We start from the raw sequence: 25,827 nt of genomic DNA on the forward strand, positions 1-25,827 counted from the left end.
AGTTGATGCGCGTGGGGGGATTCAGAAGGAGGAAGCCGAGGCTGCTGAGCGTCGTCGTGCCGGTCTACAACGTGGCCGAGTACGTCGCTGACAGCCTCGACAGCATCCTGCATCAGCCGCTGCGCGAGGTCTGCGCCATCGAGGTCGTCGTCGTCGACGACGGCTCGACCGATGGATCGGCCGAGATCGTCAAGGAGATCGCGGCGAAGGATCCTCGGGTCACGCTGATCACCCAGCCCAACTCCGGCGTCTCCATCGCCCGTCACGCCGGGATCGAGGCCACCACGGGCGACCTGCTCACCTTCGTCGACCCCGATGACATCCTGCCCCGCGACGCCTGGAGCTCGATGGTGAAGTCGCTGCGGCGTACGGGCTCCGACTTCGCGGTCGGCTCCGCCGAGCGCCTCACCCTCGTGAACGGCGAGGAGCGGAGGTACGTCACCCCGCTGATGCGCCGCAACCACACCCGGACCCGCCTCAGGTGCCGGATCGAGGACGCCCCGCTGATGCTCGCGGACGTGTTCGTGTGGAACAAGATCTTCCAGCGCGCGTTCTGGACCGACAACGCCATCACCTTCCCCGAGCGCACCCGCTACCAGGACCAGGTGGCCCTGACCCAGGCGTTCCTGGCCGCCAAGACCTTCGACGTGCTCACCGACGTCGTCTACGACTGGCGGGTCCGGTCCGACCTCTCCTCCGCGACCCAGAAGCGCGCCCAGGTCGCCAACCTGATCGAGCGGATCGACACCAAGCGCCAGACCGTCGCCCTGGTGGCCGGCTCGGGTTCGGGGAAGCTGATGCGCACGCTGCGTACGGAGATCCTTCCGATCGACATGTGGGAGCACTTCCGCGCCGCGGTCACCCCCACCACCGAGGACCCGGACCGCTACTGGTCGCTGCTGCGCGAGGCCGTCCACGAGTTCTGGTACGACGCCGGCGTCCCCTTCGAGGAGACCACCGTCCCGCGTGGCCAGCGCCTGATGGCCTGGCTGGTCTGGCAGGACCGCCGCGACGCCCTCGCCGACCTCATCGCGATGATCGACGAGCAGGGTCCTGGACGGGCGATCGAGGCCTTCGCGACCCGCGAAGAGCTCCCCGTCGGACTCTGATCCGGCATCCCCCCACGGGTAACGATTCCGCATACCCGGGTAAATTAATTACCTGAGTATGTACCGCAGTATTCGGCTCCTGGCAGTCTCACGTCACCCAACTCGGGGGGCAACGTCTCAGGGTTGGGCCAACCCCACCCCTTGAGATCCAAGGAGCCTCAGTGAACGACGTTTCCTTCACCACCTCACGCAAGGTGGTGCTCCGCACCACCGCGCTCGCAGCGGCCGCAGTGATGGCCCTGGGCCTCGGCCTCCAGGCCGGCAGCGCCGGCGCGGCCGAATCGACCGCTCCCGGCGCAGCGACGTCCGTCAGCCCCTCGCAGCGGACTGCCGACCTCCGGGCCGCTCAGGCGGATGCCGGTGCCACGGCCAAGGAGCTCCACCTCGGTGCGCAGGAGAAGCTGATCGCCCGCGATGTCATCACGGACGCCGACGGCACCGTCCACACCCGCTACGAGCGGACGTACGCCGGGATGCCGGTGCTCGGTGGAGACCTGGTCGTCCACGTCGCGAAGGACGGCGCGGTCGACGGCGTCGACAAGGCGACCTCGGCGAAGATCGCGGTCGCCTCGACCGCCGCGGCCATCTCCTCGGCCGCCGCCGAGAAGAAGGCGACCGCCACTGCTGTCGCCGCCGACAACACCGGGACCGCCGCCGAGGCCCCGCGCAAGGTCGTCTGGGCTCGCGCCGGCAAGCCGGTGCTCGCCTACGAGACGGTCGTCAACGGCGTCCAGCCCGACGGCACCCCGAGCGAGCTGCGCGTGGTCACCGATGCGGCCACCGGCAAGGTCCTCGACAGCGAGGAGCAGATCGAGACCGGCACCGGCGAGAGCATGTACAGCGGCTCGGTCTCCGTGGGCACCACCGCCAACGGCTCCACCTTCGATCTCATCGACTCCGTGCGCGGCGGTCACAAGACCTACAACCTCAACCACGGCACCACCGGCACCGGCACGCTGTTCAACGACGCCGACGACAAGTGGGGCGACGGCACCCCGGGCAACGTTCAGACGGCCGGCGTCGACGCCGCCTACGGCGCCGCGATGACCTGGGACTTCTACAAGACGGCCTTCGGCCGCAACGGCATCGCCAACGACGGCAAGGCGGCCTACTCGCGCGTCCACTACGGCAACGCCTACGTCAACGCCTTCTGGTCCGACTCCTGCTTCTGCATGACCTACGGCGACGGCACCGCCGACGCCAAGCCGCTCACCTCGCTCGACGTCGCCGGGCACGAGATGAGCCACGGGCTCACCTCGCGCACCGCCAACCTGGCGTACCGCGGTGAGTCCGGCGGTCTCAACGAGGCCACCTCGGACATCTTCGGGACGGCCGTGGAGTGGTACGCCGCGAACACCTCCGACGCCGGCGACTACCTCATCGGCGAGAAGATCGACATCCGCGGCAACGGCACGCCGCTGCGCTACATGGACAAGCCGAGCAAGGACGGCAGCTCGGCCGACTACTGGTCGACGAGCCTGAAGCGCCTCAACGTCCACTACTCCTCGGGTCCGGCCAACCACTTCTTCTACCTGCTCTCTGAGGGAAGCGGCGCCAAGACCATCGGAGGGGTCAGCTACAACTCCCCGACCTACGACGGCTCCACCGTCAGCGGCATCGGCCGGGACAAGGCCGTCCAGATCTGGTACCGGGCGCTGACCACGTACATGACGTCGTCGACGAACTACGCCGAGGCACGCCTCGCGACCCTCTCGGCCGCCACCGACCTCTACGGTGCGACCAGCCCTGAGTTCGCCGCGGTCAACGCGGCGTGGGCCGGCGTGAACGTGAAGTAGCAGGACCAAGGTGCGGCGGGTGGAGTCTTCCTCCACTCGCCGCATCAACCACACCCCGGGGCGCATCGAAAGGTCCCTGATGCTCAGGGACTTAAGACCCGCGATATACCCAGATGCGTCGGTAATTGGGCGATTCCCGTTGCACGGGGGTCCCCCGGGGGGCAAGGTGTGGCACCCCACGTCATTGCTTCGAGGAGCCACTGAATGCCCAGCGTCCAGCTGCCGGCCGGTCCGATCGATTTCGAAGATACCGGCGGTGACGGCCCTGTCCTCGTGCTCCTCCACGGAGTGCCGATGGACGGCCGTCTGTGGCGTCGAGCCCTGCCCTACCTCGGCGGGTTCCGGGTGATCCGGCCGACGCTGCCGCTCGGGGGTCATCGCAAGCCGATGAATCCCGACGCCGACCTCAGCCAGCTCGGCGTGGCCAACATCCTCGGCGACTTCCTCGACGCGCTCGACCTCCACGACGTCACCCTGGTTCTCAACGACTGGGGCGGTGGCCAGTTCCTCATCAACGAGGATCGCACCGACCGCATCGCGCGCCTGGCGCTGGTGGCGTGCGAGGCCTTCGACAACTACCCGCCCAAGGCGGCTCGGTCGCTGGCGGTGCTCTCGAAGGTGCCGCCGCTGTTCACCGCGGCGCTGCAGCTGTTCCGCATGGAGAGCTTCCGGCAGATGAGCTCGGGCTACGGCGGGATGTCGGTCGACAAGGACTACCACCTCTACGACGACCTGATCCACGGCTGGTTCGCGCCGTCCCTGACCGACAAGGCGATCCGCCGCGACTTCATCAAGTTCGCGGGCGGCGCCCCGGGGCGCGACGAGCTGCTCGAGCTGGCCGAGGGTCAGCGGAAGTTCACCAAGCCCGTGCTCGTGGTCTGGGCGGACCAGGACACGATGATGCCCGCCGAGCACGGTCCGCGCCTGGCGGCGCACTATCCCGACGCGCGCCTGGAGATCGTCAAGGACTCCTCCACGCTGGTGCCGATCGACCAGCCCGAGGTGCTCGCCGGGCTACTTCGTACCTTCGTGGACTAGCAGCAGGCCCTCGGGCGCGGTCCGGTTGACCCGGTAGGCGAGGAAGCTCGGGACGAGGAGCGCACACAGCGCGATCCCGAGGAGATTGAGCAGGCCGCCTCCGGTGGTCGCGATCGCGGTGCCGACCACGGCCGCCGCCCCTCCGTGCAGGACGTCGGCCACCCGCGGGCCACCCGCGACGACGACCGTGAAGACCCCCTGCAGCCGGCCGCGTACGTTGTCGTCGGCCGCCGACTGCAGCATCGACATCCGGATGGCCGCCGAGGCCACGTCGGCCGCGCCGGCGACCATCATGAAGAGCACGCCGAGCCCCAGCATCAGAGGCGTGAGGTGGTCCGCGAAGGCGACGGTCAGCCCGAACAGGGTGATCCCGAGGGCCCACACCCCGATGCACCAGATGACCACGCGCCCCTGGGCCTCGATGCGGGAGACCCAGCCCGAGAAGATCCCGCCGATCACCGCGCCGGCCGGGATGGCGGCGAAGAGCAGCGCGAACGCGATCCCACCTTCGGTGGGACCACCGAAGGACTCGTGCGCGATCTGGGGGAACAGCGCCCGCGGCATCGCGAAGACCATCGCGATCAGGTCGACCACGAAGCTCATCAGCAGCACCGGCTGGTGGCGCAGGTAGGCGAAGCCGTCCCACACCGACCGCAGTCCGGGCACCTTCGAGCCGGCACCCTCGACGGGGATCCGCGGCAGCAGCACGACCGCGTAGAGGGTCGCGAAGAGGGTGACCGTGTCGATGGCGTACAGCCAGGTGAACCCGGTGAACGGGAGCATGACGCCCGCGACCAGCGGGCCGGCGATCGCACCCGCCTGGAAGACCGTCATGTTGAGCGAGTTGGCGGCCGGCAGCAGGTGCGCGGGCAGGATCTTCGGGAGCAGCGAGTTCCGGGTCGGCTGATTGACCGCGAAGAACGCCTGCTGCACCGAGAAGAGACACAGCAGCGCCCACACGTTGGTGTTGCCGAGCGCCGACTGGAGCCAGAAGAGCGCACTGGTGACGATCAGCCCGGTGGTCGAGACCATCAGGATCGTACGCCGGTCGAAGTGGTCCGCGAGCGCGCCGCCGTAGAGGCCGAACACGATCAGCGGGACCAGTCCGAAGACACCCGTCAGACCGACGTACGCCGACGAGCCGGTGTCCGCGTAGATCTGGGCCGGCACCGCGACCACGGTCAGCTGCGCGCCGATCATGGTGATGATCCCGGCGGTCCACAGGCGCCGGAAGTGCGGCTCCTGGAGGGGGCGGGTGTCGGCGATGGCACCCCGCAGCTTGTCGGCGATGCTCACTTCCGCGGGGCCTTCAACATGGTTACTGATGCTAAGCGAATGAATTTACCTGGAGAAATTCCGAGGAGAGGTGTCGGATCGGGGTGTAGACGTTCGTAGCAGGGGTGAGAGGCGGCCACAGAGGCCGCCGAGATGACAGGAGAACGATCATGCCGAGGTACATGCTGTCCGTGTGGGAGTCCGGTCTCGAACGCCCGGAGTTCGGTGGCTACGCGAGCAAGGAGGACATGCTCCAGTCCTTCGCGGACACCGGGGCCTTCAACGAGAAGCTCGAGAAGGAGGGCTACTTCGTCTTCGCCGACGGTCTGGAAGCACCCAACACCGCCACCGTCGTCGACGGCCAGGGTGAGACGGTCGTGACGACCGACGGTCCCTACGCCGAGTCGAAGGAGTTCATCGGCGGCTTCTGGGTCATCGAGGCCCCCGACCTCGACGTCGCCCTGAAGCTGGCCGCCGAAGGGTCGAAGGCATGCCGCGGCAAGGTCGAGGTACGCCCGTTCCAGACCGAGGAGTCGTTCAAGGAGCTGCTCGGCTAGTGAGTCCCGTCGAGGAGGCGATCACCCGCGTCCACCGTGAGGAGTGGGCGCGGGTCGTGGCCTCGCTGGCCCGCCGCTTCGGCGACCTCGACATCGCCGAGGACGCCGCGGCCGAGGCGTTCACGGTCGCTGTCGAGCGCTGGCCGCTCGACGGCGTACCTCCCAACCCCGGCGCGTGGCTCACCACCACCGCCAACCGCCGCGCGATCGACCGGATCCGCCGCGAGTCCAAGCGTGACGACAAGCAGAAGGAGGCCGTCGCGATGCACGATGACACCCCGCACGAGCCTCTCGGCGCGATCGAGGACGACCGGCTCCGGCTGCTGTTCACCTGCTGCCACCCCGCGCTCGCGCCCGAGGCGCGGATCGCGCTGACGCTGCGGATGGTCGGTGGTCTGACCGTGCCCGAGATCGCGAAGGCGTTCCTGGTCCAGGAGACCACGATGGGCCAGCGGATCACCCGCGCGAAGAACAAGATCAAGGTCGCCCACATCCCTTATCGGGTCCCGGAAGCCGCCGACCTCCCGGAGCGGGTCTCGGGCGTCCTGGCGGTCCTCTTCCTGGTCTTCAACGAGGGCTACCTCTCCTCCGGCGACCACGAGAACTCGGTACGCGGCGACCTGACCCTCGAGGCCATCCGGCTGACCCGCCTGGTCCGTGCCCTGCTCCCCGAGGACGGCGAGGTCGCCGGCCTGCTGGCCCTGATGCTGCTGATCGAGGCGCGGCGTACGGCTCGGATCTCGGCGACCGGCGAGCTGGTCCGGCTCGACGAGCAGGACCGCGGCTCCTGGGATCTCGCGCTGATCGCCGAGGGTCATGCGCTGGTGCGCGAGCGGCTCGGCGTCGTCGCCAACGGTGGCCCGCGGCCCGGGCGCTACCAGATCCTGGCGGCCATCAACGCCGTCCACACCTCGGTGCGGGACGCCCGCGACACCGACTGGTCCCAGATCGTCGCGCTCTACGACCAGATGGTCCGGGTCGACCCCTCGCCGATCGTCCGGCTCAACCGCGCCGTCGCGGTCGCCGAGCTGGACGGTCCCGAGGTCGCGCTCGCCGAGATCGACCGGCTCGACCTGGACGGCTACCACGCCTTCCACGCCACCCGGGCCGACCTGCTGCGTCGGCTCGGCCGCAGCGGCGAGTCCCGCGCGGCGTACGACCGGGCCATCGAGCTCGCCGAGAATGCCGCCGAGGCCGCGCTGCTGACCAGGCGCAGGGACCAGCTCGGGCGTGGCTGAAAGAACTTCGCCCGGGCCTGTCGGATCGGCGCGGGTGCGTTCGTAGAAAAGGTGAGCGGCGGTCACCGGACCGCCCGGAGACGAGGAGACGGAACGAATGCCCGAATACATGATCGCGTTCAACGACGAGTGGGTGGCCGAGCACACCATGGAGCAGCTGCGGCAGAAGAGCATCGCCTCGAAGGCCGTGCTCGACGAGATGAGGGCCGCCGGGGTCTTCGTCTACGCCAACGGCGGCATCGATGCCTCGACCGCCCTCTTCAGCGTCGAGGCCGACAACGGCGAGGCCGTCTTCACCGACGGTCCCTATGTCGAGACCAAGGAGCACATCGGCGGCTTCACGGTCATCGACGTGGCCGATGACGAGGCGGCGCGCTACTGGGCCGGGCGAGTGGCGGTCTGCCTCGACTGGCCGCAGGAGGTCCACCGCTTCCCGAACGCTCGCTCCTGGGACGACTGAGCCTCGGACCGACCCGGCCCGATCTGTCGCGACGGCTCGGGCCGAGCCGGTGTCGGGACCGGCTGGTCGACGCGTGACGGATACCCGCTAGGGTACGTCCGCTGCGCTGGGCAGCGCCTACGTCGAGCACTCCTCCGTGCCGGTCTCCCCCAGGAGCTTCGTTGATTCCCCACCGCCGTCTACGGACCCACCTCCTTGCCCTTCTCATCACCGGTCTGCTCGGCGCCGGGCTGCCGGCTGCAGGACTGCTGACGGCCCAGCCGGCGGCGGCCGACACCGCGCCCCGGATCACCAAGGCGACGATCCGTACGTGGTTGCCGGTCAAGACCACGGGAATCATCTGGTGGCACCCCGCCTTCGCGTACGCCGCGAGCGACGACGTGGGCGTGGCCGGATATCAGGTGCAGGTCAAGGCCGCTCCCAGGAGCAGCTCGGCGACCTCGCCGGCGAAGATGAGTGCGGCCAGCTACGTCTGGCGGACCGACGGTTCCAGCACCTGGCTCTCCCCGTCGAGGACCTCGGTCACCACAACCGTGGAGTCGGGCGGCGTGGCCTGCTTCCGCGTCCGGGCCAAGGACACCGCAGGGCTGACCTCGGCCTGGACCGGCTGGCACTGCTCGCACGCGCCGATGCTTGCTGGTGAGACGTTCTCCTGGTGCTGCAGTCCTAACCTGGTCACCAAGCTCAACCTGGACGGCAGTTCCGACGGTCCGGACGTCGTCTACGTGTCGACGCGCTTCGGGAAGCAGCGCTCCAACGGTGCCTACTGCGCGAAGGGCGCCCGGCTCCGTGTCTACAAGGGGCCCAACCAGGGCAGGATGACCGTCCTGCTCGGCTCGACGAAGGTCGGCACGGTCAACGCATGGTCGAGCACGACCGGTTGGAAGTGGGCCTCCGTCCGTCGCACCACCACCGCCTGCGGACGACTGTGGCTGGCCCCGCTGACCAGGGACCCGGTGCAGATGACGAGGAACTACATCCTCTACTGACAGGTCGTGGCAGGCTTGCCGCATGAGTACGCCAGAGCCGCTCGTCCTGCCCGAGACCGACGCCGCGGAGGCCTGGGTCAAGGAGCGTACGTCCCAGACGCTGACCCATGTGCGGGAGCTGGCCGAGCGGCTGCGGACCGCGCCGCCGAGCCAGGCGCTCGAGGTGCTGAAGGCATGGGACCAGCTGTCGCTCGAGCTCGGCTCCCTCGGCGGGCTGGCCGGGCTGCTCGCCAACGTGCATCCCTTCGAGGCGGTCCGCACCGCCTGCGAGGACACCGAGATCGAGGTCGACCGGCTGCGCACCGAGCTCACCCAGGACCAGGCGCTCTACCGCGTCTTCGCCGACCTTCCGGACGACCAGACCGCGGCGCTCGACCCGCTCGCCGCACGGCTCCTGGAGAAGACGCTGCAGGACTTCACCCGCGCCGGTGTCGACCGCGACGACGCCACCCGCGCCCGGCTCACCGAGATCAACGAACGGCTCACCGAGCTCAACCTCGAGTTCTCCCGCGTGACCCGTGACGACGTACGCATCACCACGGCCACCCCCGAACAGCTGGACGGGATGCCGGCCGACTGGCTGGAGGCGCACCCGGTCAACGACAAGGGGCTCGTGGAGATCACCACCGACTACCCCGACGCTCTTCCGGCGCGGATGTTCGTGAAGGATCCCGCGATCCGTCGCGCCGTCACGGTGGCCGGGCTCGAGCGCGGCTGGCCGCACAACGACGCGGTCCTGAAGGAGATGTTCGCGCTGCGCCACGAGCTGGCCGACCTGGTCGGCTACGAAGACTGGCCGGCCTTCGACGCCGCGGTGAAGATGATCGGCGAGGGGCCGGCGATCCCGGAGTTCATCGACAGGATCGCGGCGGCGGCCGAGGGGCGGATGAAGCGCGACCTCGAGGTGCTCCTCGACCGCTACGACCGCGACGTCCCGGGAGCCAGCGCGGTCTCCGCCGCCGACGCGCTCTACTACGAGGAGCTGGTGCGCCAGGAGAAGTACGACGTCGACAGCCAGGTGGTGCGCACCTACTTCGACTTCGCGAAGGTGCACCAGGGGCTGCTGGACGTCACCGGACGCCTCTTCGGTCTGCGCTACGAGCCGGTCTCCGACGTGGTCACCTGGCACGAGGACGTCAGCGTCTTCGACGTCTATCCGTCCGGGGACGGCGAGCGGCTCGGTCGCATCTACCTCGACCTCCACCCGCGCGAGGGCAAGTACAAGCACGCCGCGCAGTTCGACCTCGCCACCGGTGTGAAGGGCCGCCAGCTGCCCGAGGGAGTGCTGGTCTGCAACTTCTCCCGCGGCCTGATGGAGCACGACCACGTGGTGACCCTCTTCCACGAGTTCGGCCACCTGATCCACCACGTGCTCGGCGGCCAGGGCGAGTGGGCACGGTTCTCCGGGGTCGCGACGGAGTGGGACTTCGTCGAGGCGCCCAGCCAGATGCTCGAGGAGTGGGCCTGGGACGCCGAGGTGCTCCAGACCTTCGCCACCAACGAGGCCGGCGAGCCGATCCCGGCCGACCTGGTGGCGCGGATGCGGGCCGCGGACGACTTCGGCAAGGGCTACCACGCGCGGCAGCAGATGTTCTACGCGGCGATCTCCTACTGGTTCCACAAGGAGCAGCCCGAGGACCTCACCAAGCGGCTGCAGGAGCTGCAGGCGGCGTACTCGCCCTATCCCTACCTCGACGGCACCCACTTCTTCGCCAACTTCGGCCACCTGGGTGGCTACTCGTCGGCCTACTACACCTACATGTGGTCGCTGGTCATCGCGAAGGACCTGTTCAGCGCCTTCGACCGGGACGACCTGTTCGCCCCCGAGATCGCGGGACGCTACCGCGACCTGGTGCTCGCCCGCGGGGGCGAGAAGGACGCCGCCGATCTGGTCGCCGATTTCCTGGGTCGGCCCTACTCTTTCGATGCGTACGCCGCCTGGCTGGTCTCCTAGGCCACGTTTCACCGCGTTCATGACAGGAAGCGCCGAACTGTAAATCCTTTGCGTATTTGCGTCCGCTGGAGCGCCAAACTTGCGTCAAGGCTCCATCTGGACGAACGTCTGCTGGAAGCAGAGGTGCCTGTTGCGTGCATCACTCGGGCTGCTCGTCGATCTCAGGCACCTTCTCAAGAAACCCTATTGAGGGGAGAGACAGATGGATGCCGTGAAGGACATCGACTGGGTGGCTCTCGGGGGCAAAGTGCTCGCCGCGATCGTCATCATCCTGGTCACGTGGATCATTGCGAAGATCGTCGCTTGGGCGTTCGCGAAGCTGACCTCGAAGGTCCCGGTGCTCCAGAAGGCTGGAAGTGACGGGGAGACCATCGGCAAGAGCCTCGGGTCGGTGGCCGGCCTGCTGGTGTGGCTCTTCGGTCTGATCGCGCTGCTGGACCTGTTCGAGCTCAGCTCTGTGCTGACGCCGATCCAGAGCCTGCTCGATGGCGTGCTGGGCTTCCTGCCCAACGTCATCGGCGCGATCTTCGTCTTCATCGTCGGCGCGCTCGTCGCCAAGGTCGTCCGCCAGCTCGTCGAGACCGCGCTCGGTGCGGTCCCGTTCGACAAGTGGATCGGCAGTGGCAGCAAGCTCTCCGGCCAGGTCGACGCGACGGTCGGTGTGGACACCACCGCCGACCCGCACGCTGCACCGGCTGCGCCCGCGGGCACTGCCGCGCAGATCGTCAGGGTCATCGGTCTCGTGCTCTACGCGATGATCATGATCGTGGTGACCATCGCCGCTCTGCAGATCCTCGGGATCAGCTCGATCTCGGAGCCCGCCGAGGGCATGCTCAACATGATCCTGGCAGCGATCCCGAAGCTCATCGCTGCCGCGATCCTGCTCGGCATCGGGGTGCTCATCGCTCGCTTCGCCGCCGACGTCCTGGGCCAGATCATCGACGGTCTCGGCTTCGACAACGCGCTACGCTCGATGGACGTGCTGCCCGCCGGACAGAGCGCCACCCCGGCGATCACCAAGGTGATCCAGATCGGCATCGTGCTCTTCTTCGCCGTGATGGCGGCGCAGATGCTGGAGTTCCCGCAGATCACCGCGTTCATCAGCGAGGTGCTCGAGCTGGGTGGCAAGGTCATCTTCGGTGGCGCGATCATCGCCGCCGGTGTCGTCATCGCCGGTGTCATCGCGAAGCTCGTGCCCGGGTCGGCCTCGCAGATCCTGAAGTACGCCACGATCGTGCTGTTCGTCGCGATCGGGCTGAAGTTCATGGGTCTGGCCGACTCGATCATCAACCTCGGCTTCGGTGCCGTGGTCATCGGTGGTGCCGCTGCCGCGGCGCTCGCCTTCGGCCTCGGTGGCCGCGACGCTGCCGCCCGGCAGCTGGAGCGGCTCCAGGCGGAGAGTGGTGGCACGCGTTCGGCCACGCAGACCCCGCCCCAGGCGCCCGGCGTCTGATCGCGGACACGACCCTCAGGGAGCCCCCGGATTCTCCGGGGGCTCCCTCTATTTGGCTTGAATCGCTTGATCCGCCCACGTAAGATCACGATATATCGCGAAGGAACGCGATCTAGTCTTCTGAAAGAGAGAATCTCATGACGTACAACAACCCTTGGGGTGAGTGGATCGACCAGATCGGTCGAGAGTTCGGCAAGGGCGGCCCGCGCCGCTCCCACGGCTGGCAGGGTGGTCCCGGTTGGGGCGGACCCGGATGGGGTGGCCCCGGCGGCCCCGGTTGGCAGGGCGGCCACCACGGTCGCGGTCGTGGACCGGCTGGTCCGCCGCCGTGGATCGCGGCGCTGCTCGGCTTCGAGAACCAGCCCCCGCAGCGGCCCGGTCCCCGGGTCCGCCGTGGCGACGTACGCTCCGCGATCATCTACGTGATGGCCGAAGCGGCAGAGCAGGGCCAGGTGATCAACGGCTACCAGGTGATCCAGCAGATCTCCGAGCGCAGCTCGGGTGAGTGGCGGCCGAGCCCCGGCTCGGTCTACCCGACCATCCAGCAGCTCGAGGACGAGGGTCTCGTGGAGTCCGACGACGAGCACGGCCGCCGGGCGATCCGGCTGACCGACGCCGGCAAGACCTACGCCACCGAGCACAGCGACGAGCTGGCAGCCGTGTGGAAGCCCTTCGACAAGGCCGTCGACAACGCCCGTGCCGAGGGTCGCGGTGGCCGAGGTGGACAGGGCTTCGGTGACCTCGCCGGCTTCGGGATCCTCGGCGGCGAGCTCGCCCAGGTGCTCCCGGCGGTGTGGCAGCTCGCCACCTCCGGCACCGACGCCCAGCGTCAGGCCGCCGCGGATATCCTCGCCGACACCCGGCGCAAGCTCTACGGTCTCCTCGCGGCCGGCGACGACGAACACACCGTCACCGCCGAGCAGATCGACGAGGTCGAGGAGACGGAGGACGGCGAGCCCGGCCCCGAGCCGAAGGCCTGATGTCCCACTCGTGGGGAGAGATCCCCACCTGCAGGTAGGTTCCCCTCGCTCCGGAGCGTGGGGAACCTACCGTCGTATGGGGGATTCTCCCTGTCGGTGGGGATTCGAACTGGCCAGTTGTCGTCCACAGGCCAGGTTCGGGATCGAGTTGTCCACAGGGCGCTGATACCCGCTTCCGCGGGTCGGTCTCCGTGATGATGCTGGAGCCATGAAATCGCTTCGCCAGCTCACGAGACGGTCTGGGTTCTTCACGCGTGCCGAGGCCCTGGCAGCGGGCTGCACCATCAATGACATCCGCGCTGCCGTACGCCTTGGTGAGTGGCTACGCCTACGCAAAGGTGCCTATGTCTTCGCCGACGAGTGGGCGCCGCTCGACAGCTCCGTTCGACATTGGGTGCGGGTGAGGGCAGCGGTCCGCGCTCTCGGGCCCCACGTCGCGGTCAGCCATGCCAGCGGTGTGGTCGCGCACGACATCGACGACTGGCGGCTCGACCTGTCGCGGATCCACGTGACTCGGCTCGATGACCGGTCCGGACGGATCGTCGGCGACGTCGTCCAGCACGAGCGGGGCAAGGGCGACATCGAGGTGAGCATCGTTGGCGGGATCAGGGTGCTCGAGCCGCAGCGATGCGTACTCGAAGCCGCTGCAGCACTCGACCCCGAGGCGGCGTTCAGCCTGTTGGAGTCGGGACTGCGCTCGAAGAAGTTCGACCTCGACGACCTGGATCGGGCGTACGCCGCGTTGCACGCCCGACATCGGATGGGCCGGCTGCAGCCCTTGGTCGCGATGGCCGGCTCGCTGGCGGGTTCGGTGGCCGAGTCACGCGGATCTTGGATCTTCGACCAGGCAGGTCTTCCGCGACCGCAGCAGCAGTGGGAGGTGCTACGTGCGGACGGCAGCCTTGTCGGAAAGGTCGACTGGGTCTGGCACGAGTGGCGGCTGATCGTGGAGTTCGACGGCAAGGTCAAGTATTCCGGCAAGTTCGGCAAGACCGGCACAGATGCCCTGTTCGACGAGAAGAAGCGCGAGGACGAGATCCGCGAGCTCACCGGCTATCGAATCCTCCGCCTGACCTGGGCCGACCTCGACCACCCGGAGCAGGTTGTACGCCGCATCCGCGCTATGGCGCGGGCAGCGAGCTGACCCCACTCGCCGGAAGACTTCCCCACTCGCAGGTTGGTCCCCCACTCTCCGGAGCGTGGGAAACCTACGTAGCAGTGGGGAAGTGTTCGCAGGGGTGGGGTGGCCCGCCTCCTCTTGGGTCAGAGCGCTTCGAGGTGGTTGGCCAGGTGGCGGTGGCCGATGGCCTCGTAGCCGACGATCGTGACCACCGGCGCCAGCGCGACGACGATGAGGCACCACGACACCGGCACCCCTGCGACCGCCATCACGATGCTCGCGACCAGCACGGCGGCCGTGATGGCGACCAAGAGGATGTGGAACGGGTCGATCACGTGCAAGAACGAGTTGTAGAGGACGTACAGGAGCAGGGCGTACGCAGCCACGGGGATGGTCACCGATGCGACCGTGCCGATCTCGCCGAGCTTGGACTCGTGCTCCAGCAGGTAGGCGGCCACGTGGAGGCCGGCGCCGGTGGCCGCGATCGAGGCGAAGAGCAGGATGTGCCCGTAGCCCCACAGGAACGAGCGGTCGCGGCGGCGGTGGAGCACCTCGGCCCAGGGGATCATGAAGTAGGTCCACCACTGGCCGAAGGTCAGCCCGATCCCCGCGGTGAGCAGGAGGATCGCGTCCAGGCTCCACCCGATCTCGGGGTTGTGGACGATCGCCGACACCACCGCGACCGTGCCGATGACGCCCTCGCCGAGGGTGATGATCACCAGCAGCCCGTAGCGCTCCGCGATGTGATGCGCGTGCCAGGGCGTGCCACCGAAGTGGCGCTCGGCGATGAACGGGCCGACCAGCTCGACCACGAGCGGCACCATCATCGCAGCGAACGCGGTCGGCACGTCGAGCGGGAGGACGGCGACGATGCACCAGAGCACCTGCGCCGTGAGGATCGTGGTCAGGTAGACGCGGTGCACGCCGCGCCGGGCGGGATCCTGGCGCCAGGCGCGCAGCCACTGGCCGCAGAGCGCGACCCGCATCACGACGTACCCGGCGATCATGATCTCGTTGTGGAGCCGGTCGCCTTCGTGGATGCTCTTGAACATCTCCGGCAGGCCGAGCGCCATGATGATCACGCCGACCATCTGCACCATCGTGAGCAGCCGGAACGCCCAGTCGTCGGTGTCGTAGGCCGAGGCCATCCAGGAGTAGTTGATCCACGCCCAGCAGATCGCGAACGACGCGAAGCAGAACGCCACGACGCCGGCCCACACGTGTCCTTCAGCGAGCTGATGGGCGAGCTCGTTGCCACTCACCCCGAAGGCGACGACGAAGGTGAGGTCGAAGAGCAGCTCCAAGGGGGTCGCGGCCCGATGTTCCTCGTGCGGGTCGCGTCCGGTCATCTGCCGCAGGCGGCTGGTTGCAGTCACGGTGGTGAGGATAGGTGCTGACGGCGTACGTTTCCTGGCATGAACGACATCCTGATCAAGGTGCGTGGGTCACACAGCGTCGAGGTGGCGCCGGAGCGTGGGGTGGTGTCGGCCGAGATCAGGTTCGAGGGCGCCTCTCCGGAGCCGGTGATGGAGCGGCTGCAGCGGGGGCTGCACGGCGTGCGGGCCGAGCTCGAGCGGCTCGAGCAGGAGCGTGCGATCGAGCGCTTCGTCATCCAGCGGGTGCGCACCTCGGCCGAGCGGCCATGGAACCAGGACGGCAAGCGGCTGCCGCTGGTGCACCATGCGTCGGTGGGTATCGCGGTCGAGTTCGTCGACTTCACGGAGCTGGCGACCTGGGTCGGCCGCACCGCCGGCGACGAGGGTCTCCAGGTCCACCACGTCGAGTGGCGGCTGACCAAGGACAGCCGGTTGAAGGTCGAACGAGAGGTACGCCAGGAGGCGGTGCGCCAGGCCAAGGTCCGGGCACAGGACTACGCCGATGCGCTCGACCTCGGCCCGGTCGCGGTCCGGAGCATCAACGACGTCGGCGTCAGCCGCGACGTGGCGTACGAGTCCGCGGCCATGGCCATGCCGGTCGCCTCCGCCGCGAAGTTCGCGGACGCCGGGTCGGCGGCCCCCGACCTGGCCTTCGATCCCGACGACATCTCCGTCTACGCCGAGGTCGAGGCGGCGTTCACAATCTAGCGGAGCGCGGCGGTGGCCGCTGCGAGCGCGGTGACGCGGTCCCAGTCGCCGGAGGCGAGCGCGTCGGCGGGGGTGAGCCAGGAGCCGCCCACGCAGCCGACGTTGCGGAGGCCGAGATAGCTCGGAGCGGTGGCGAGCGAGATGCCGCCGGTGGGGCAGAAGCGCGCGTCCGGGAGCACCGACGGCAGCGAGCCCAGGAACTTGACGCCGCCGGAGGCCTCGGCCGGGAAGAACTTCATCGCGGTGTGGCCGGTCTCGAGCACCGCGAGGGCCTCGGAGACGGTGGCGGTGCCGGGCAGGAACGGCAGGCCGGTGTCGCGCATCGCACCGAGCAGCGTCGGCGTGGCGCCCGGCGAGACCAGGAACTGCGCTCCGGCCGCCGCGGCCTCCTTGGCGAGCACCGGAGAGGTCACCGTGCCGGCACCGATCAGGACCTCCGGCACCTCCTCGGCGATGGCCCGGATGGCGTCGAGCGCGACCGGCGTACGCAGCGTCAGCTCGACCACGGGCACGCCACCCTCGGCGAGGGCGCGGGCCACGGGCACCGCCTGGTCGATCTCGTCGACCACGACGACCGGGATCACCGGGGAGAGGTCGAGCAGGTCGGTGGACTTCAGGTCAGACATGGACGGGGCTCTCCTGGGACGATGCGGCGAACTGAAAAACGGAGGCGCCGGTGTCGGCGGAGCCGACGGTGGCACGGAAGGCGCTGAAGAGCTCGCGGCCGGTGCCGCGCCACTCGGCGTCGAGCGGTGCCCGGCCGGTGGTCGGGCGGTGCGCGAACTCGTCGGCGTCGACCTCGATCGAGAGCGTGCCGGCGACGGCGTCGACGGTGATCAGGTCGCCGTCCTGGACGCGGGCGAGCGGTCCGCCGAGCGCGGCCTCGGGGGTGAGGTGGATGGCGGCGGGCACCTTGCCGGACGCGCCGGACATCCGGCCGTCGGTGACGATGGCGACGTGCTGACCGCGGTCCTGCATCACGCCGAGCGCCGGGGTGAGCTTGTGCAGCTCGGGCATGCCGTTGGCCGCGGGACCCTGGTAGCGGATCACCGCGACGAAGTCGCGGCCGTCGAGGCGCTTCTCGGAGAAAGCGGTGAGGAAGTCGGCCTGGTCGTCGAAGACGATCGCCGGGGCGGAGACCACCCGGTGCTCGGGCGCGACCGCCGAGGTCTTGATGACCGCCGTGCCGAGCTCGCCGCGCAGCACCCGCAGTCCACCGTCGGGTGAGAACGGGTCGTCGGCCGGGCGCAGCACGTCGAGGTCGCCGGAGACGGGGGCACCCTCGATGTACTCGATCTCACCGTCGCGGGTGAGCCGCGACTCCTGGGTGTAGGCCGACAGGCCAGGCCCCAGGATCGTCGTCACGTCCTCGTGGAGCAGGCCGGCCTCGAGCAGGGTGCGGATCAGGAAACCGACGCCGCCGGCGGCGTGGAAGTGGTTCACGTCGGCGGAGCCGTTGGGGTACATCCGGCTGAGCAGCGGGACGACCGGTGAGAGGTCCGAGATGTCGTCCCAGGTCAGCTGGATCCCGGCGGCGCGGGCGATGGCGACCAAGTGCATGGTGTGGTTGGTCGAGCCACCCGAGGCCAGCAGCGCTACACAGGCGTTGATGATCGACTTCTCGTCGATCATCTCGCCCACGCCCGGGCCGCCCTCGAGAGCGAGCTCGGTGGCGCGCGCCGCCGCGGCGCGGTTGAGCGCGGCGCGCAGCAGGGTGTCCGGGGAGGCGAACGAGGAGCCCGGCAGGTGCAGGCCGAGCACCTCCATCAGCAGCTGGTTGGAGTTGGCGGTGCCGTAGAAGGTGCAGGTGCCGCGGGAGTGGTAGCTGGCGGCCTCGGCCTCGAGCAGCTCCTCACGGGTGGCCTCGCCCGCTGCGTACCGCTGGCGGACGCGGGCCTTCTCCTTGTTGGGGAGCCCCGAGGACATCGGGCCGGCCGGCACGAAGACGGTCGGCAGGTGGCCGAAGGAGAGGGCGCCGATCAGCAGGCCCGGCACGATCTTGTCGCACACGCCCAGCATCAGCGCCGCGTCGAACATGTCGTGCGAGAGGGCGATCCCCGCCGACATCGCGATCACGTCGCGGGAGAAGAGCGAGACCTGCATGCCGTCGCGCCCCTGGGTGATGCCGTCGCACATCGCCGGTACGCCGCCGGCGACCTGCGCCAGACCGCCGGCCCGCATCACCGCGGCCTTGAGCAGCGGCGGGTACGTCTCGTACGGAGCGTGCGCCGAGAGCATGTCGTTGTAGGAGGTCACGATCGCGACGTTGGGCTTCGCGCCGGGGTTGATGACCTTGAGCTCGGCCTTCGTCGGGGCGGTGGACGCCGCGAAGCCGTGGGCCAGGTTGCTGCAGGCGAGCCGGCCGCGGGCGGGCCCGGCGACACGAGCGGCCGCGATGCGGTCCAGGTAGTCGGCCCGCGTGGCGGCGGAACGCTCGATGAGTCGAGCGGTGACGTCGGCGACGGTGGGGGAAACGGCAGTCACGGGTCCTCCAAAGGCTGTGTGCTTTGGCACACAATGTCACGATCTTTGGATCGATACAAGTAAATCTTTGGTACACGAAAGACATAAGTGGCGTACGCTGGGCCCATGCCCGAGATGACAACCGCCGCCGACGTCCTCGCCCTGGTGCGCTCCGGGCGCGCCCTCACCCGCAGTGATCTGCAGAAGACCACCGGTCTGTCGCGTACCGCTGTGGTCTCTCGGGTCTCCGCCCTGGTCGAGGCAGGGCTGATCCTCACCGGGGAGGAGCTCGCCTCCACCGGTGGCCGGCCGCCGGGCTCGCTGACCTTCAACGCCGACGCCGGGGTCGTCCTGGCGGTGGCGATCGGGCGCTCCCGCAGCCAGCTGGCCGTCTTCGACCTCGATGGCCGCGAGCTCGCCGGTGACACCCGCGACCACGAGGTCGGGATCTCCGCCGACGACCTGATGCCCGACGTGACCGACCGGCTCGAGCGGCTCCTGGAGGGGATCGAGCCGCCGGTGCTCGGCGTCGGGATGAGCCTGCCGGGCGTCGTCGACCCCGTCCGCCGGGTCTCGGTCGACTCGCCGGTGATGCGAGGCTGGGACGGCGTCGCGCTCGACCCCTACTTCGACCGCCTCACCGACGGCCCGCTGGTGCTCGTCAACGACACCGATGCGCTGGCCACGGCTGAGCTCTTCGGGAGCGGGTTGCATCCGCGCGACGCGCTCGTCGTGAAGGCCTCGACAGGCCTCGGCCTGGCGGTCATCGCCGACGGCAGGGTGCTGCGTGGCCATGCCGGTGCCGTCGGCGAGATCGGGCACACCCGGGTCGAGTCCGCCGGCGAGCGCCCCTGCCGGTGCGGGGCAACCGGGTGCCTGGAGACGGTCGCGGCCGGCTGGGCGCTGACCCAGGGCCTGGTCGACTCCGGCGTCTCCGCCGGTCACATCCGCGACCTGGTGGCGGCCGCGCTGGCCGGTGACGCGATCGCCCGTGGCCTGCTGCGCGAGGCCGGTCGCCAGCTCGGCGAGGTGCTGGCGATCGCGATCAACCTGCTCAACCCCGAGGTCGTCGTGATCGGCGGCGACATGGCGGCCGCCTTCGACCTCTTCACCGCAGGCGTCCGCGAGACCGTCTACTCGCGCTCCACCGCACTGGCCACGCGTGATCTGACCTTCGTCCCCTCCACCCACGCCGACTCCACCGGCATGGTCGGCTGCGCCGCGGTGGCCATCAACCACCTGCTCTCCCCCGAGCGGCTGGACGCCCACCTCGCCCGGGTCTGATCCGGACCGTCGAATTCAGCTCCCCAGGCCGGTGCGGCGGGACTAACGTGCCAGGTCGGGACTCACCGAGGACGGGAGCAGATCATGGTCGCTGAAGGTCCGAGAATCGCCCGCCGCCGGCTGCTCGCCGCGGCAACGATCGGTGTGGCGGGAGCGCCGATCCTCGCCGGGGCGGCCGGCGCCGAGCCGGAACCGGCCTTGCCGACCCCGGCCGCCGACCGAGGTCGTCCGGTGACTCCGGGCGCCGACCGGGCCGCCGCCGACGACTGGTCGGTGCTGTCGGGCGAACGGGTCGGCATCATCACCAACCCCACCGGCGTGCTGCGCAACCTGCGCAACATCGTCGACGAGATGCACGAGTCCGGGACCGTGAGCATCGCGGGAGTGTTCGGCCCGGAGCACGGCTTCCGGGGCACGGCTCAGGCCGGCGGTTCGGAGGGCACCTTCGTCGACGAGCGCACCGGCCTGACCGTCTACGACGCCTACGGAGCGAGTGTCGCGAAGATGCGCGAGCTGTTCACCACGGCCGACGTGGAGACCGTCGTCTTCGACATCCAGGATGTCGGCGCCCGGTTCTACACCTACATCTGGACGATGTGGACGGCGATGCAGGCCGCCGTCGCGACCGGCACGCGCTTCGTGGTCCTCGATCGGCCCAACCCTGTGGGCGGGGTCGCTCGCGGACCGATGATGACCGCCGCGTACACCTCGGGGGTCGGGGCCCGCGAGATCGTCCAGCAGCACGGGATGTCGGTCGGCGAGCTGGCCCGCTTCTTCGACGGCGAGTTCCTCGAGGAGCACGCCGGAGGGCGGCTCGAACAGCTCGACATCGTCGAGGTCTCTGGGTGGCGGAGAAGGACGCTGTACGCCGACACCGGGCTCGACTTCGTCCTGCCGAGCCCCAACATGCCGACCCCAGATACCGCGCTCGCCTACCCCGGCACCTGCATGTTCGAGGGCACCAACCTCTCCGAGGGGCGCGGCACCACCAAGCCGTTCGAGCTGATCGGGGCGCCGTTCGTCGACCACCGCTGGGCCGCGTCGCTGCAGGAGGCGGACCTGCCGGGCGTGACGTTCCGGGAGGCCTACTTCAACCCCTCGGTCAACAAGTTCGCCGGCCAGGTCTGCGGCGGGGTGCAGGTGACGATCCAGGACCGCGACCGGTTCGACCCGATCCGCACCGGTGTCGAGATGCTGGTCGCGGCCAGGTCCCTCTACCCCGAGTTCACCTGGCGCCAGGATTCCTGGGACACGGCCCGGCCCTTCTGGATCGACAAGCTCACCGGCTCGACCAGGCTGCGTACGCAGATCGACGACGGCGCCACCTGTGACGAGGTCGGGGCCGCCTGGGCCGACGAGCTCGCCGCGTTCGACGCCCGCCGCCGGCCCTACCTGATCTACCGCTGAGGTCGAAGCGTCCCTCCCGCGGCACGGGGTTCGACCGTTCGTCGCGGCGGATCGACCGTTCGTCGTCGTGTGGGTCGATTTGGGCTGGACACAAGTCGTCATTGTGACCAAGGTCACATCGTCCTACCCCACTTCGACAGATCTCGGAGGTGACCCATGCCGTCCTCGTCCAAGGGCTCGTGGATCCTCGTCGGGGTCCTCCTGGTCGCGGCAGCAGCCCCGTCACTCGCGGTGCCGCTGTACGCGAAGGAGACTCCGACGCTCGCAGGATTCCCGTTCTACTTCTGGTTCCAGCTCGTCCTCATCCCCTGCTCGGTCCTGTTCACGACCATCGCCTACTTCGTCGCCAAGGCCGCGTTCCGGCGTGACCGTGCCGCCGCCGGGCGTCCCTGGAAGGAGGCCGGCCAGTGAGTGCGGTAGCCGTCTCCGTCTTCGCCTTCCTCTTCCTGCTGGTCACGATCCTCGGCTTCTCCGCGGCGCGCTGGCGCCGGGCGAAGTCGATGGACAACCTCGACGAGTGGGGCCTGGGCGGCCGCGGGTTCGGTACGTTCGTGGCCTGGTTCCTCATCGGAGGCGACCTCTACACGGCGTACACGTTCATCGCGGTCCCCGCGACGCTGTTCGCCGGCGCGGCCGTCGGCTTCTTCGCGGTGCCCTACACGATCCTCGTCTACCCGATCATCTTCGCGTTCCTGCCGAAGCTGTGGTCGGTCTCGCACAAACACGGGTTCGTGACCCCGGCCGACTTCGTCACCGGGCGCTACGGCTCCAAGTCGCTCGGTCTCGTGGTCGCGCTGACCGGTCTGCTGGCCACGATGCCCTACATCGCGCTGCAGCTGGTGGGCATGGAGGTCGTGCTCGAGGTGATGGGTCTGCAGAGCGACTCCTCGAACTGGTTCATCCGTGATCTGCCGCTCTTCATCGCCTTCGCGGTGCTGGCCGCCTACACGTACTCCTCCGGGTTGCGGGCGCCGGCGCTGATCGCGTTCGTGAAGGACTCGCTGATCTACATCGTGATCATCGTGGCGATCATCTACATCCCCTCACAGCTCGGTGGCTGGGGCAACATCTTCGACACGGTGCAGAACGGCTTCGACACGTTCAACACCGAGAACGCCGACGCGATCGCCGCCGGCGAGGCCGCGCCGAAGGCGCTGTTCCCGGCTGCGGCCGCGGGCCAGTGGGCCTATGCCTCCCTGGCGCTCGGCTCGGCGCTGGCGCTGTTCATGTATCCGCACTCGATCACCGGCGTCCTCTCCACACGCAGCCGCACCGTGATCCGGCGCAACGCCGCGCTGCTGCCGGCGTACTCGTTCCTGCTGGGGCTGCTGGCGCTGCTCGGGTTCGTCGCCCTTGCGGCGGGGGTGATGGTCGGCGACCCGCCGAACCCGCAGCTGGCGATCCCGCAGCTCTTCGAGGACCAGTTCCCGGCGTGGTTCGCGGGCGTCGCGTACGCGGCGGTCATCATCGGTGCGCTGGTGCCGGCGGCGATCATGTCGATCGCGGCCGCGAACCTGTGGACGCGCAACATCTACAAGGCCTACCTGAAGCCCGACGCGACCCCGCAGGACGAGGCCAAGCAGGCCAAGATCGTGTCCCTGATCGTGAAGTTCGGGGCACTGCTCTTCGTGCTGGCGCTGTCGAAGTCGTACGCCATCAACCTGCAGCTGCTCGGCGGTGTCTGGATCCTGCAGACGCTGCCCGCGATCGTCGTCGGGCTCTACACCCGGTGGTTCCACCGCTGGGCGGTCCTGGCCGGTTGGGCGGTCGGGATGGCGTACGGGACGATCGTCGCCTACGGGGTCTCCTCGCCCACGCAGGAGCACTTCGGTGGGCCGCTGGCGCCGTTCCCGGGCACGGAGACGCCGATCTACATCGCGCTCACCGCGTTCCTGTTCAACCTGATCGTGGTTGTCGTGCTGACCCCGATCCTGAGGGCGCTCAAGGTGCCGGACGGTGAGGACGCGACCTCGCCGGAGGACTACTCGGTCGACGCCGGCGACGAGGGCGTCGTCGAGGAGCTGAGCTCGACGACGGAGGTGCGCTGAGGGCGATCGACCCTGAGACAAAGTCCCGCAAACACGCCTCAATGACGTGTTTGCGGGACTTTTTCCTTATTTCCAAAGGAACTGCAACGTCATACCGTCGATGTACGTAACAAGTGTTGAAGGTCTGATTCGGGCCGATCTCGGGAGTGTCGATGTTGGACAAAGAGGCTGTGATGGTCTCGGCGAGCAGTCGAGACGCCGGCGTACGCCGCGCCGTGACGGCTCGTCCTGTCCGACCCGCGACGAAGATCGAGCGTGATGATGAGCAGCGGATCCACGCAGACGATTGGACGCCGGGGGGCGTCGCCTGCGCGGATCTACCGCCGGACGTGAAGCTGGCAGTGTCCATCGACACTGCCGATCCGTCCGGTCCTATGGGTGGGGCTATGAGCGTGACCAGAGTTGCGCTCGCCTCATTCGGCGGGACCCCGCCGGTGCCAGCCGCGATCCCCGTGCGCTCGGGCGCCGGGTGCAGGCGCCGACGGGGTCCCGCATTCCCACAACACTCGGACCCCTCTGTCTAGAAGGGCTCGGGGTCCTGCGGCCACGGGCCGCGCAACCTCACATCAGGAGAACGCGATGAACTCGAAGGTACTCGGGGGACTTCGGCGATCGGTGGCGGTGACCCTCGTGGCAGGTGGCTTGGTGGCCGCCGGTGCCACGGTCGCCTGTGCCGACTCCCGGTCCGTTGAGCCGGATGACACCCGGGCCGCCCCGGCGGCCCAGCAGCCGATCAAGGAACCGGATCGTGGGCCAGTGGGTCCGGTGACGGTGTCGGGAGAACAGGCCGGCAACGACGGGGCGGTGACGGTGACGACCGATGGGACGACGGTCGTGGTCAGTGGCCGTGCGCACGTCGAGTCTCCGGTCGACAACGCCACCGGCGGTGGCGTGGTCCACCATGACAACGACGCCCGGCCCCCGCTGGCTGGTGGGCGCGGTGTCGATCTCGGTACGGACCAGGTCGGCTTCGCCGGTGGAGCGACTGGCGACTCGTCGTCCGCGGACGTCGTCGGGACCGCTCGGGTCGGGGCGCAGAAGTACTACTACGTCAAGGACGCGCGCTGAGCGAGGCGCTCATGAGATGCGTCGGGGCCACCGGGAGACTCCCGGTGGCCCCGACGCATCGTGGTCAGATCGACCTCAGGATCAGGCCGCTTCGTCCGCGTTCTTGATCGCGGAGATGTCGAACTCGAGCTTGATCTTCTCGGAGACGAGCACGCCGCCGGTCTCGAGGGCGGCGTTGAAGGAGAGGCCCCAGTCGGTGCGGTTGATCGCGACGGCGCCCTCGAAGCCGACGCGGGTGTTGCCGAACGGGTCCTTGGCGGAGCCGGTCTGCTCGAACGGGACGGTGACCGACTTGGTGGTGCCCTTGATGGTCAGGTCGCCGGTGATGTTCCAGGTCTCGCCGTCGAACTCGACCTCGGTCGACTCGAAGGTGATGTTGGGGTGGGTCTCGTTCTCGAAGAAGTCGCCGGAGAGCAGGTGGCCGTCGCGGTCGGCGTTGCCGGTGTCGACGGAGTCAGCCTTGATCGTGAGGGAGACCTTGGACTTGGCGGGCTCGGCGGTGTCGATCGTCGCGGTGCCCTCGAACTCCTTGAAGGAGCCGCGCACGGTGGTCACCATCGCGTGGCGAGCCGAGAAGCCCAGGCGGGTGTGGGCGACGTCGAGGGTGTAGTCACCCGCGATGTCCTCGATGGCGGCGGTCGGGGTGTCGAACTCGGTTGCGGCGGGGGCCGCGTCCTTCTTGCTGAAAATGCCCATGACGGGTGCGCTCCTGGAAGAATTGGTTGAAACTGCAAGCATCATAACGGGGGAATCTCGCCCAATGTTCCCGTTCTCGCGGGCGTTTCTGGCGATGGCGGAAAATTGGTTGCAGTGACAACGCTATCCCTAAACGCACGAGGCCCGCTCCCTGTCGGGAGCGGGCCTCGGAAGTGTTGAGTGGTTGTCAGGCAGCGTGACGAGTGGTCGCGGGTGTGCTCACTTCGACCCAGCGGGCCTCCATGTGCTTACGGCCGCGGCGGTCGACGACGGGGAGCCAGCGGAGCTCGAGCCTGCTAGTCACTTCATTTCCCTTCATCAGACACCTCCTGTTCACCTTGTGTTCACCTAACATACCGCACCCCCACTCCTGTGTCCAAGTAGTCCGGCAGATGGCGCGGTGCGCCCCACTTGAGGACCCCGAATGGGGCGCCGAGTGCGTGCCGCGCCCCACTTCGGGTCAAAGTGGCAAGTTCTGCCCGAAATCGGGCAGAAATTTGAACCTCGTCCGGTGGGTGCCTCACAGTGGGTTGCGTGAATGCGGAGCAAGCGCTGATCGACCACCTGGTCGCCACCACCGGGCTTCCGCCCACGGAGGCGGCGCGGGTGATCGAGGACGTGGTGGCGTACTTCGACGAACCGGTCGAGGCCTACGTGCGCCGCCGGCATGCACAGCTGAAGACCTACGGCGCGAAGAACGACGCGATCTTCGCGCAGCTCGCCGAGGAGCTTCGGGCGCGGGTCGTTGCCGCGCCGCAGCTGACCGAACGTCAGCTGCGACGGCTCATCTACGGATAGGACGGACAGG

The 25,827-nt window shown here is 68.8% G+C and carries 24 protein-coding genes; 18 read left to right on the forward strand and 6 right to left on the reverse strand.

What is annotated here, in order from left to right; translation table 11 throughout:
• Positions 1–5 precede the first annotated feature (5 nt).
• The 3 genes from ACIA03_RS13540 (at position 6) to ACIA03_RS13550 (ending at position 3,943) form a co-directional block, all read left to right on the forward strand.
• Positions 6–1,109 carry a glycosyltransferase family 2 protein gene (locus ACIA03_RS13540; protein ID WP_396983872.1) on the forward strand — a complete coding sequence of 368 codons (1,104 nt, stop codon included), beginning with the start codon at positions 6–8 and terminating at the stop codon, positions 1,107–1,109.
• Between the two features lie 161 nt (positions 1,110–1,270).
• Positions 1,271–2,905, forward strand: coding sequence for a M4 family metallopeptidase (locus ACIA03_RS13545; RefSeq protein ID WP_396983182.1), 1,635 nt, complete (start codon positions 1,271–1,273; stop codon positions 2,903–2,905).
• 204 nt (positions 2,906–3,109) lie between these two features.
• Positions 3,110–3,943 carry an alpha/beta fold hydrolase gene (locus ACIA03_RS13550; protein ID WP_396983184.1) on the forward strand — a complete coding sequence of 278 codons (834 nt, stop codon included), beginning with the start codon at positions 3,110–3,112 and terminating at the stop codon, positions 3,941–3,943.
• Here the strand turns inward: ACIA03_RS13550 and ACIA03_RS13555 are convergent.
• Positions 3,920–5,239 carry an MFS transporter gene (locus ACIA03_RS13555; RefSeq protein ID WP_396983186.1) on the reverse strand — a complete coding sequence of 440 codons (1,320 nt, stop codon included), beginning with the start codon at positions 5,237–5,239 and terminating at the stop codon, positions 3,920–3,922. The genes ACIA03_RS13550 and ACIA03_RS13555 overlap by 24 nt on opposite strands.
• Before the next feature lie 149 nt (positions 5,240–5,388).
• On the opposite strand from ACIA03_RS13555, the gene ACIA03_RS13560 reads away from it, so the two are divergent.
• From ACIA03_RS13560 to ACIA03_RS13595, 8 genes are all read left to right on the forward strand, one after another.
• Positions 5,389–5,775, forward strand: coding sequence for a YciI family protein (locus tag ACIA03_RS13560; RefSeq protein WP_396983188.1), 387 nt, complete (start codon positions 5,389–5,391; stop codon positions 5,773–5,775).
• On the forward strand, positions 5,775–7,013 hold the full coding sequence (locus ACIA03_RS13565; protein WP_396983190.1) for an RNA polymerase sigma factor: 1,239 nt from the start codon (positions 5,775–5,777) through the stop codon (positions 7,011–7,013). The genes ACIA03_RS13560 and ACIA03_RS13565 overlap by 1 nt, the downstream gene beginning before the upstream one ends.
• A 97-nt stretch (positions 7,014–7,110) precedes the next feature.
• Positions 7,111–7,473, forward strand: a complete 363-nt coding sequence (locus tag ACIA03_RS13570) for a YciI family protein (RefSeq protein WP_396983192.1) — start codon at positions 7,111–7,113, stop codon at positions 7,471–7,473.
• 161 nt (positions 7,474–7,634) lie between these two features.
• Positions 7,635–8,462, forward strand: a complete 828-nt coding sequence (locus ACIA03_RS13575) for a hypothetical protein (RefSeq protein ID WP_396983194.1) — start codon at positions 7,635–7,637, stop codon at positions 8,460–8,462.
• A gap of 22 nt (positions 8,463–8,484) precedes the next feature.
• Positions 8,485–10,416, forward strand: coding sequence for a M3 family metallopeptidase (locus tag ACIA03_RS13580; protein WP_396983197.1), 1,932 nt, complete (start codon positions 8,485–8,487; stop codon positions 10,414–10,416).
• A 202-nt stretch (positions 10,417–10,618) separates the two neighbouring features.
• Positions 10,619–11,869 carry a mechanosensitive ion channel gene (locus ACIA03_RS13585; protein WP_396983199.1) on the forward strand — a complete coding sequence of 417 codons (1,251 nt, stop codon included), beginning with the start codon at positions 10,619–10,621 and terminating at the stop codon, positions 11,867–11,869.
• 137 nt (positions 11,870–12,006) lie between these two features.
• Positions 12,007–12,849, forward strand: coding sequence for a PadR family transcriptional regulator (locus tag ACIA03_RS13590; protein WP_396983201.1), 843 nt, complete (start codon positions 12,007–12,009; stop codon positions 12,847–12,849).
• 208 nt (positions 12,850–13,057) lie between these two features.
• The gene (locus tag ACIA03_RS13595) at positions 13,058–13,993 is read left to right on the forward strand and encodes a type IV toxin-antitoxin system AbiEi family antitoxin domain-containing protein (protein WP_396983204.1); all 936 of its coding nucleotides are present in this window, start codon (positions 13,058–13,060) and stop codon (positions 13,991–13,993) included.
• Positions 13,994–14,112: 119 nt separating this feature from the next.
• Here ACIA03_RS13595 and ACIA03_RS13600 read toward each other — a convergent pair whose 3' ends face one another.
• Entirely contained in the window at positions 14,113–15,345 is a 1,233-nt protein-coding gene (locus ACIA03_RS13600) for a low temperature requirement protein A (protein WP_396983206.1), read from the reverse strand.
• Positions 15,346–15,384: 39 nt separating this feature from the next.
• On the opposite strand from ACIA03_RS13600, the gene ACIA03_RS13605 reads away from it, so the two are divergent.
• The gene (locus tag ACIA03_RS13605) at positions 15,385–16,053 is read left to right on the forward strand and encodes an SIMPL domain-containing protein (RefSeq protein WP_396983208.1); all 669 of its coding nucleotides are present in this window, start codon (positions 15,385–15,387) and stop codon (positions 16,051–16,053) included.
• Here ACIA03_RS13605 and eda read toward each other — a convergent pair.
• Complete coding sequence (eda, locus tag ACIA03_RS13610; protein ID WP_396983210.1) at positions 16,050–16,679, reverse strand: bifunctional 4-hydroxy-2-oxoglutarate aldolase/2-dehydro-3-deoxy-phosphogluconate aldolase; 630 nt, start codon at positions 16,677–16,679, stop codon at positions 16,050–16,052. The genes ACIA03_RS13605 and eda overlap by 4 nt on opposite strands.
• The gene (edd, locus tag ACIA03_RS13615; RefSeq protein WP_396983212.1) at positions 16,672–18,537 is read right to left on the reverse strand and encodes a phosphogluconate dehydratase; all 1,866 of its coding nucleotides are present in this window, start codon (positions 18,535–18,537) and stop codon (positions 16,672–16,674) included. Before edd ends, eda begins: the two co-directional genes overlap by 8 nt.
• 105 nt (positions 18,538–18,642) lie before the next feature.
• Here edd and ACIA03_RS13620 point away from each other — a divergent pair, with 105 nt between their 5' ends.
• The 5 genes from ACIA03_RS13620 (at position 18,643) to ACIA03_RS13640 (ending at position 24,323) form a co-directional block, all read left to right on the forward strand.
• Complete coding sequence (locus ACIA03_RS13620; protein WP_396983214.1) at positions 18,643–19,800, forward strand: ROK family protein; 1,158 nt, start codon at positions 18,643–18,645, stop codon at positions 19,798–19,800.
• A gap of 84 nt (positions 19,801–19,884) precedes the next feature.
• Positions 19,885–21,207, forward strand: a complete 1,323-nt coding sequence (locus tag ACIA03_RS13625) for an exo-beta-N-acetylmuramidase NamZ domain-containing protein (RefSeq protein ID WP_396983216.1) — start codon at positions 19,885–19,887, stop codon at positions 21,205–21,207.
• 156 nt (positions 21,208–21,363) lie between these two features.
• On the forward strand, positions 21,364–21,618 hold the full coding sequence (locus tag ACIA03_RS13630; RefSeq protein ID WP_396983218.1) for a DUF3311 domain-containing protein: 255 nt from the start codon (positions 21,364–21,366) through the stop codon (positions 21,616–21,618).
• Positions 21,615–23,255, forward strand: coding sequence for a monocarboxylate uptake permease MctP (gene mctP / locus ACIA03_RS13635; protein ID WP_396983220.1), 1,641 nt, complete (start codon positions 21,615–21,617; stop codon positions 23,253–23,255). The genes ACIA03_RS13630 and mctP overlap by 4 nt, the downstream gene beginning before the upstream one ends.
• A gap of 579 nt (positions 23,256–23,834) precedes the next feature.
• The gene (locus ACIA03_RS13640) at positions 23,835–24,323 is read left to right on the forward strand and encodes a hypothetical protein (RefSeq protein ID WP_396983222.1); all 489 of its coding nucleotides are present in this window, start codon (positions 23,835–23,837) and stop codon (positions 24,321–24,323) included.
• 81 nt (positions 24,324–24,404) lie between these two features.
• Here the strand turns inward: ACIA03_RS13640 and ACIA03_RS13645 are convergent, their stop codons facing one another.
• Both ACIA03_RS13645 and ACIA03_RS13650 read right to left on the reverse strand, forming a co-directional pair.
• Positions 24,405–25,019: a YceI family protein gene (locus ACIA03_RS13645; RefSeq protein ID WP_396983224.1), complete on the reverse strand. Its 615-nt coding sequence runs from the start codon at positions 25,017–25,019 to the stop codon at positions 24,405–24,407.
• A gap of 187 nt (positions 25,020–25,206) precedes the next feature.
• Complete coding sequence (locus ACIA03_RS13650; RefSeq protein ID WP_396983226.1) at positions 25,207–25,338, reverse strand: hypothetical protein; 132 nt, start codon at positions 25,336–25,338, stop codon at positions 25,207–25,209.
• A gap of 215 nt (positions 25,339–25,553) precedes the next feature.
• Between ACIA03_RS13650 and ACIA03_RS13655 the strand changes: the two genes are divergently transcribed.
• Positions 25,554–25,817, forward strand: a complete 264-nt coding sequence (locus ACIA03_RS13655; protein WP_141791254.1) for a hypothetical protein — start codon at positions 25,554–25,556, stop codon at positions 25,815–25,817.
• Positions 25,818–25,827: the final 10 nt, after the last annotated feature.

It is taken from the genome of Nocardioides sp. NPDC051685, assembly GCF_044453405.1.
Classification (GTDB): domain Bacteria; phylum Actinomycetota; class Actinomycetes; order Propionibacteriales; family Nocardioidaceae; genus Nocardioides.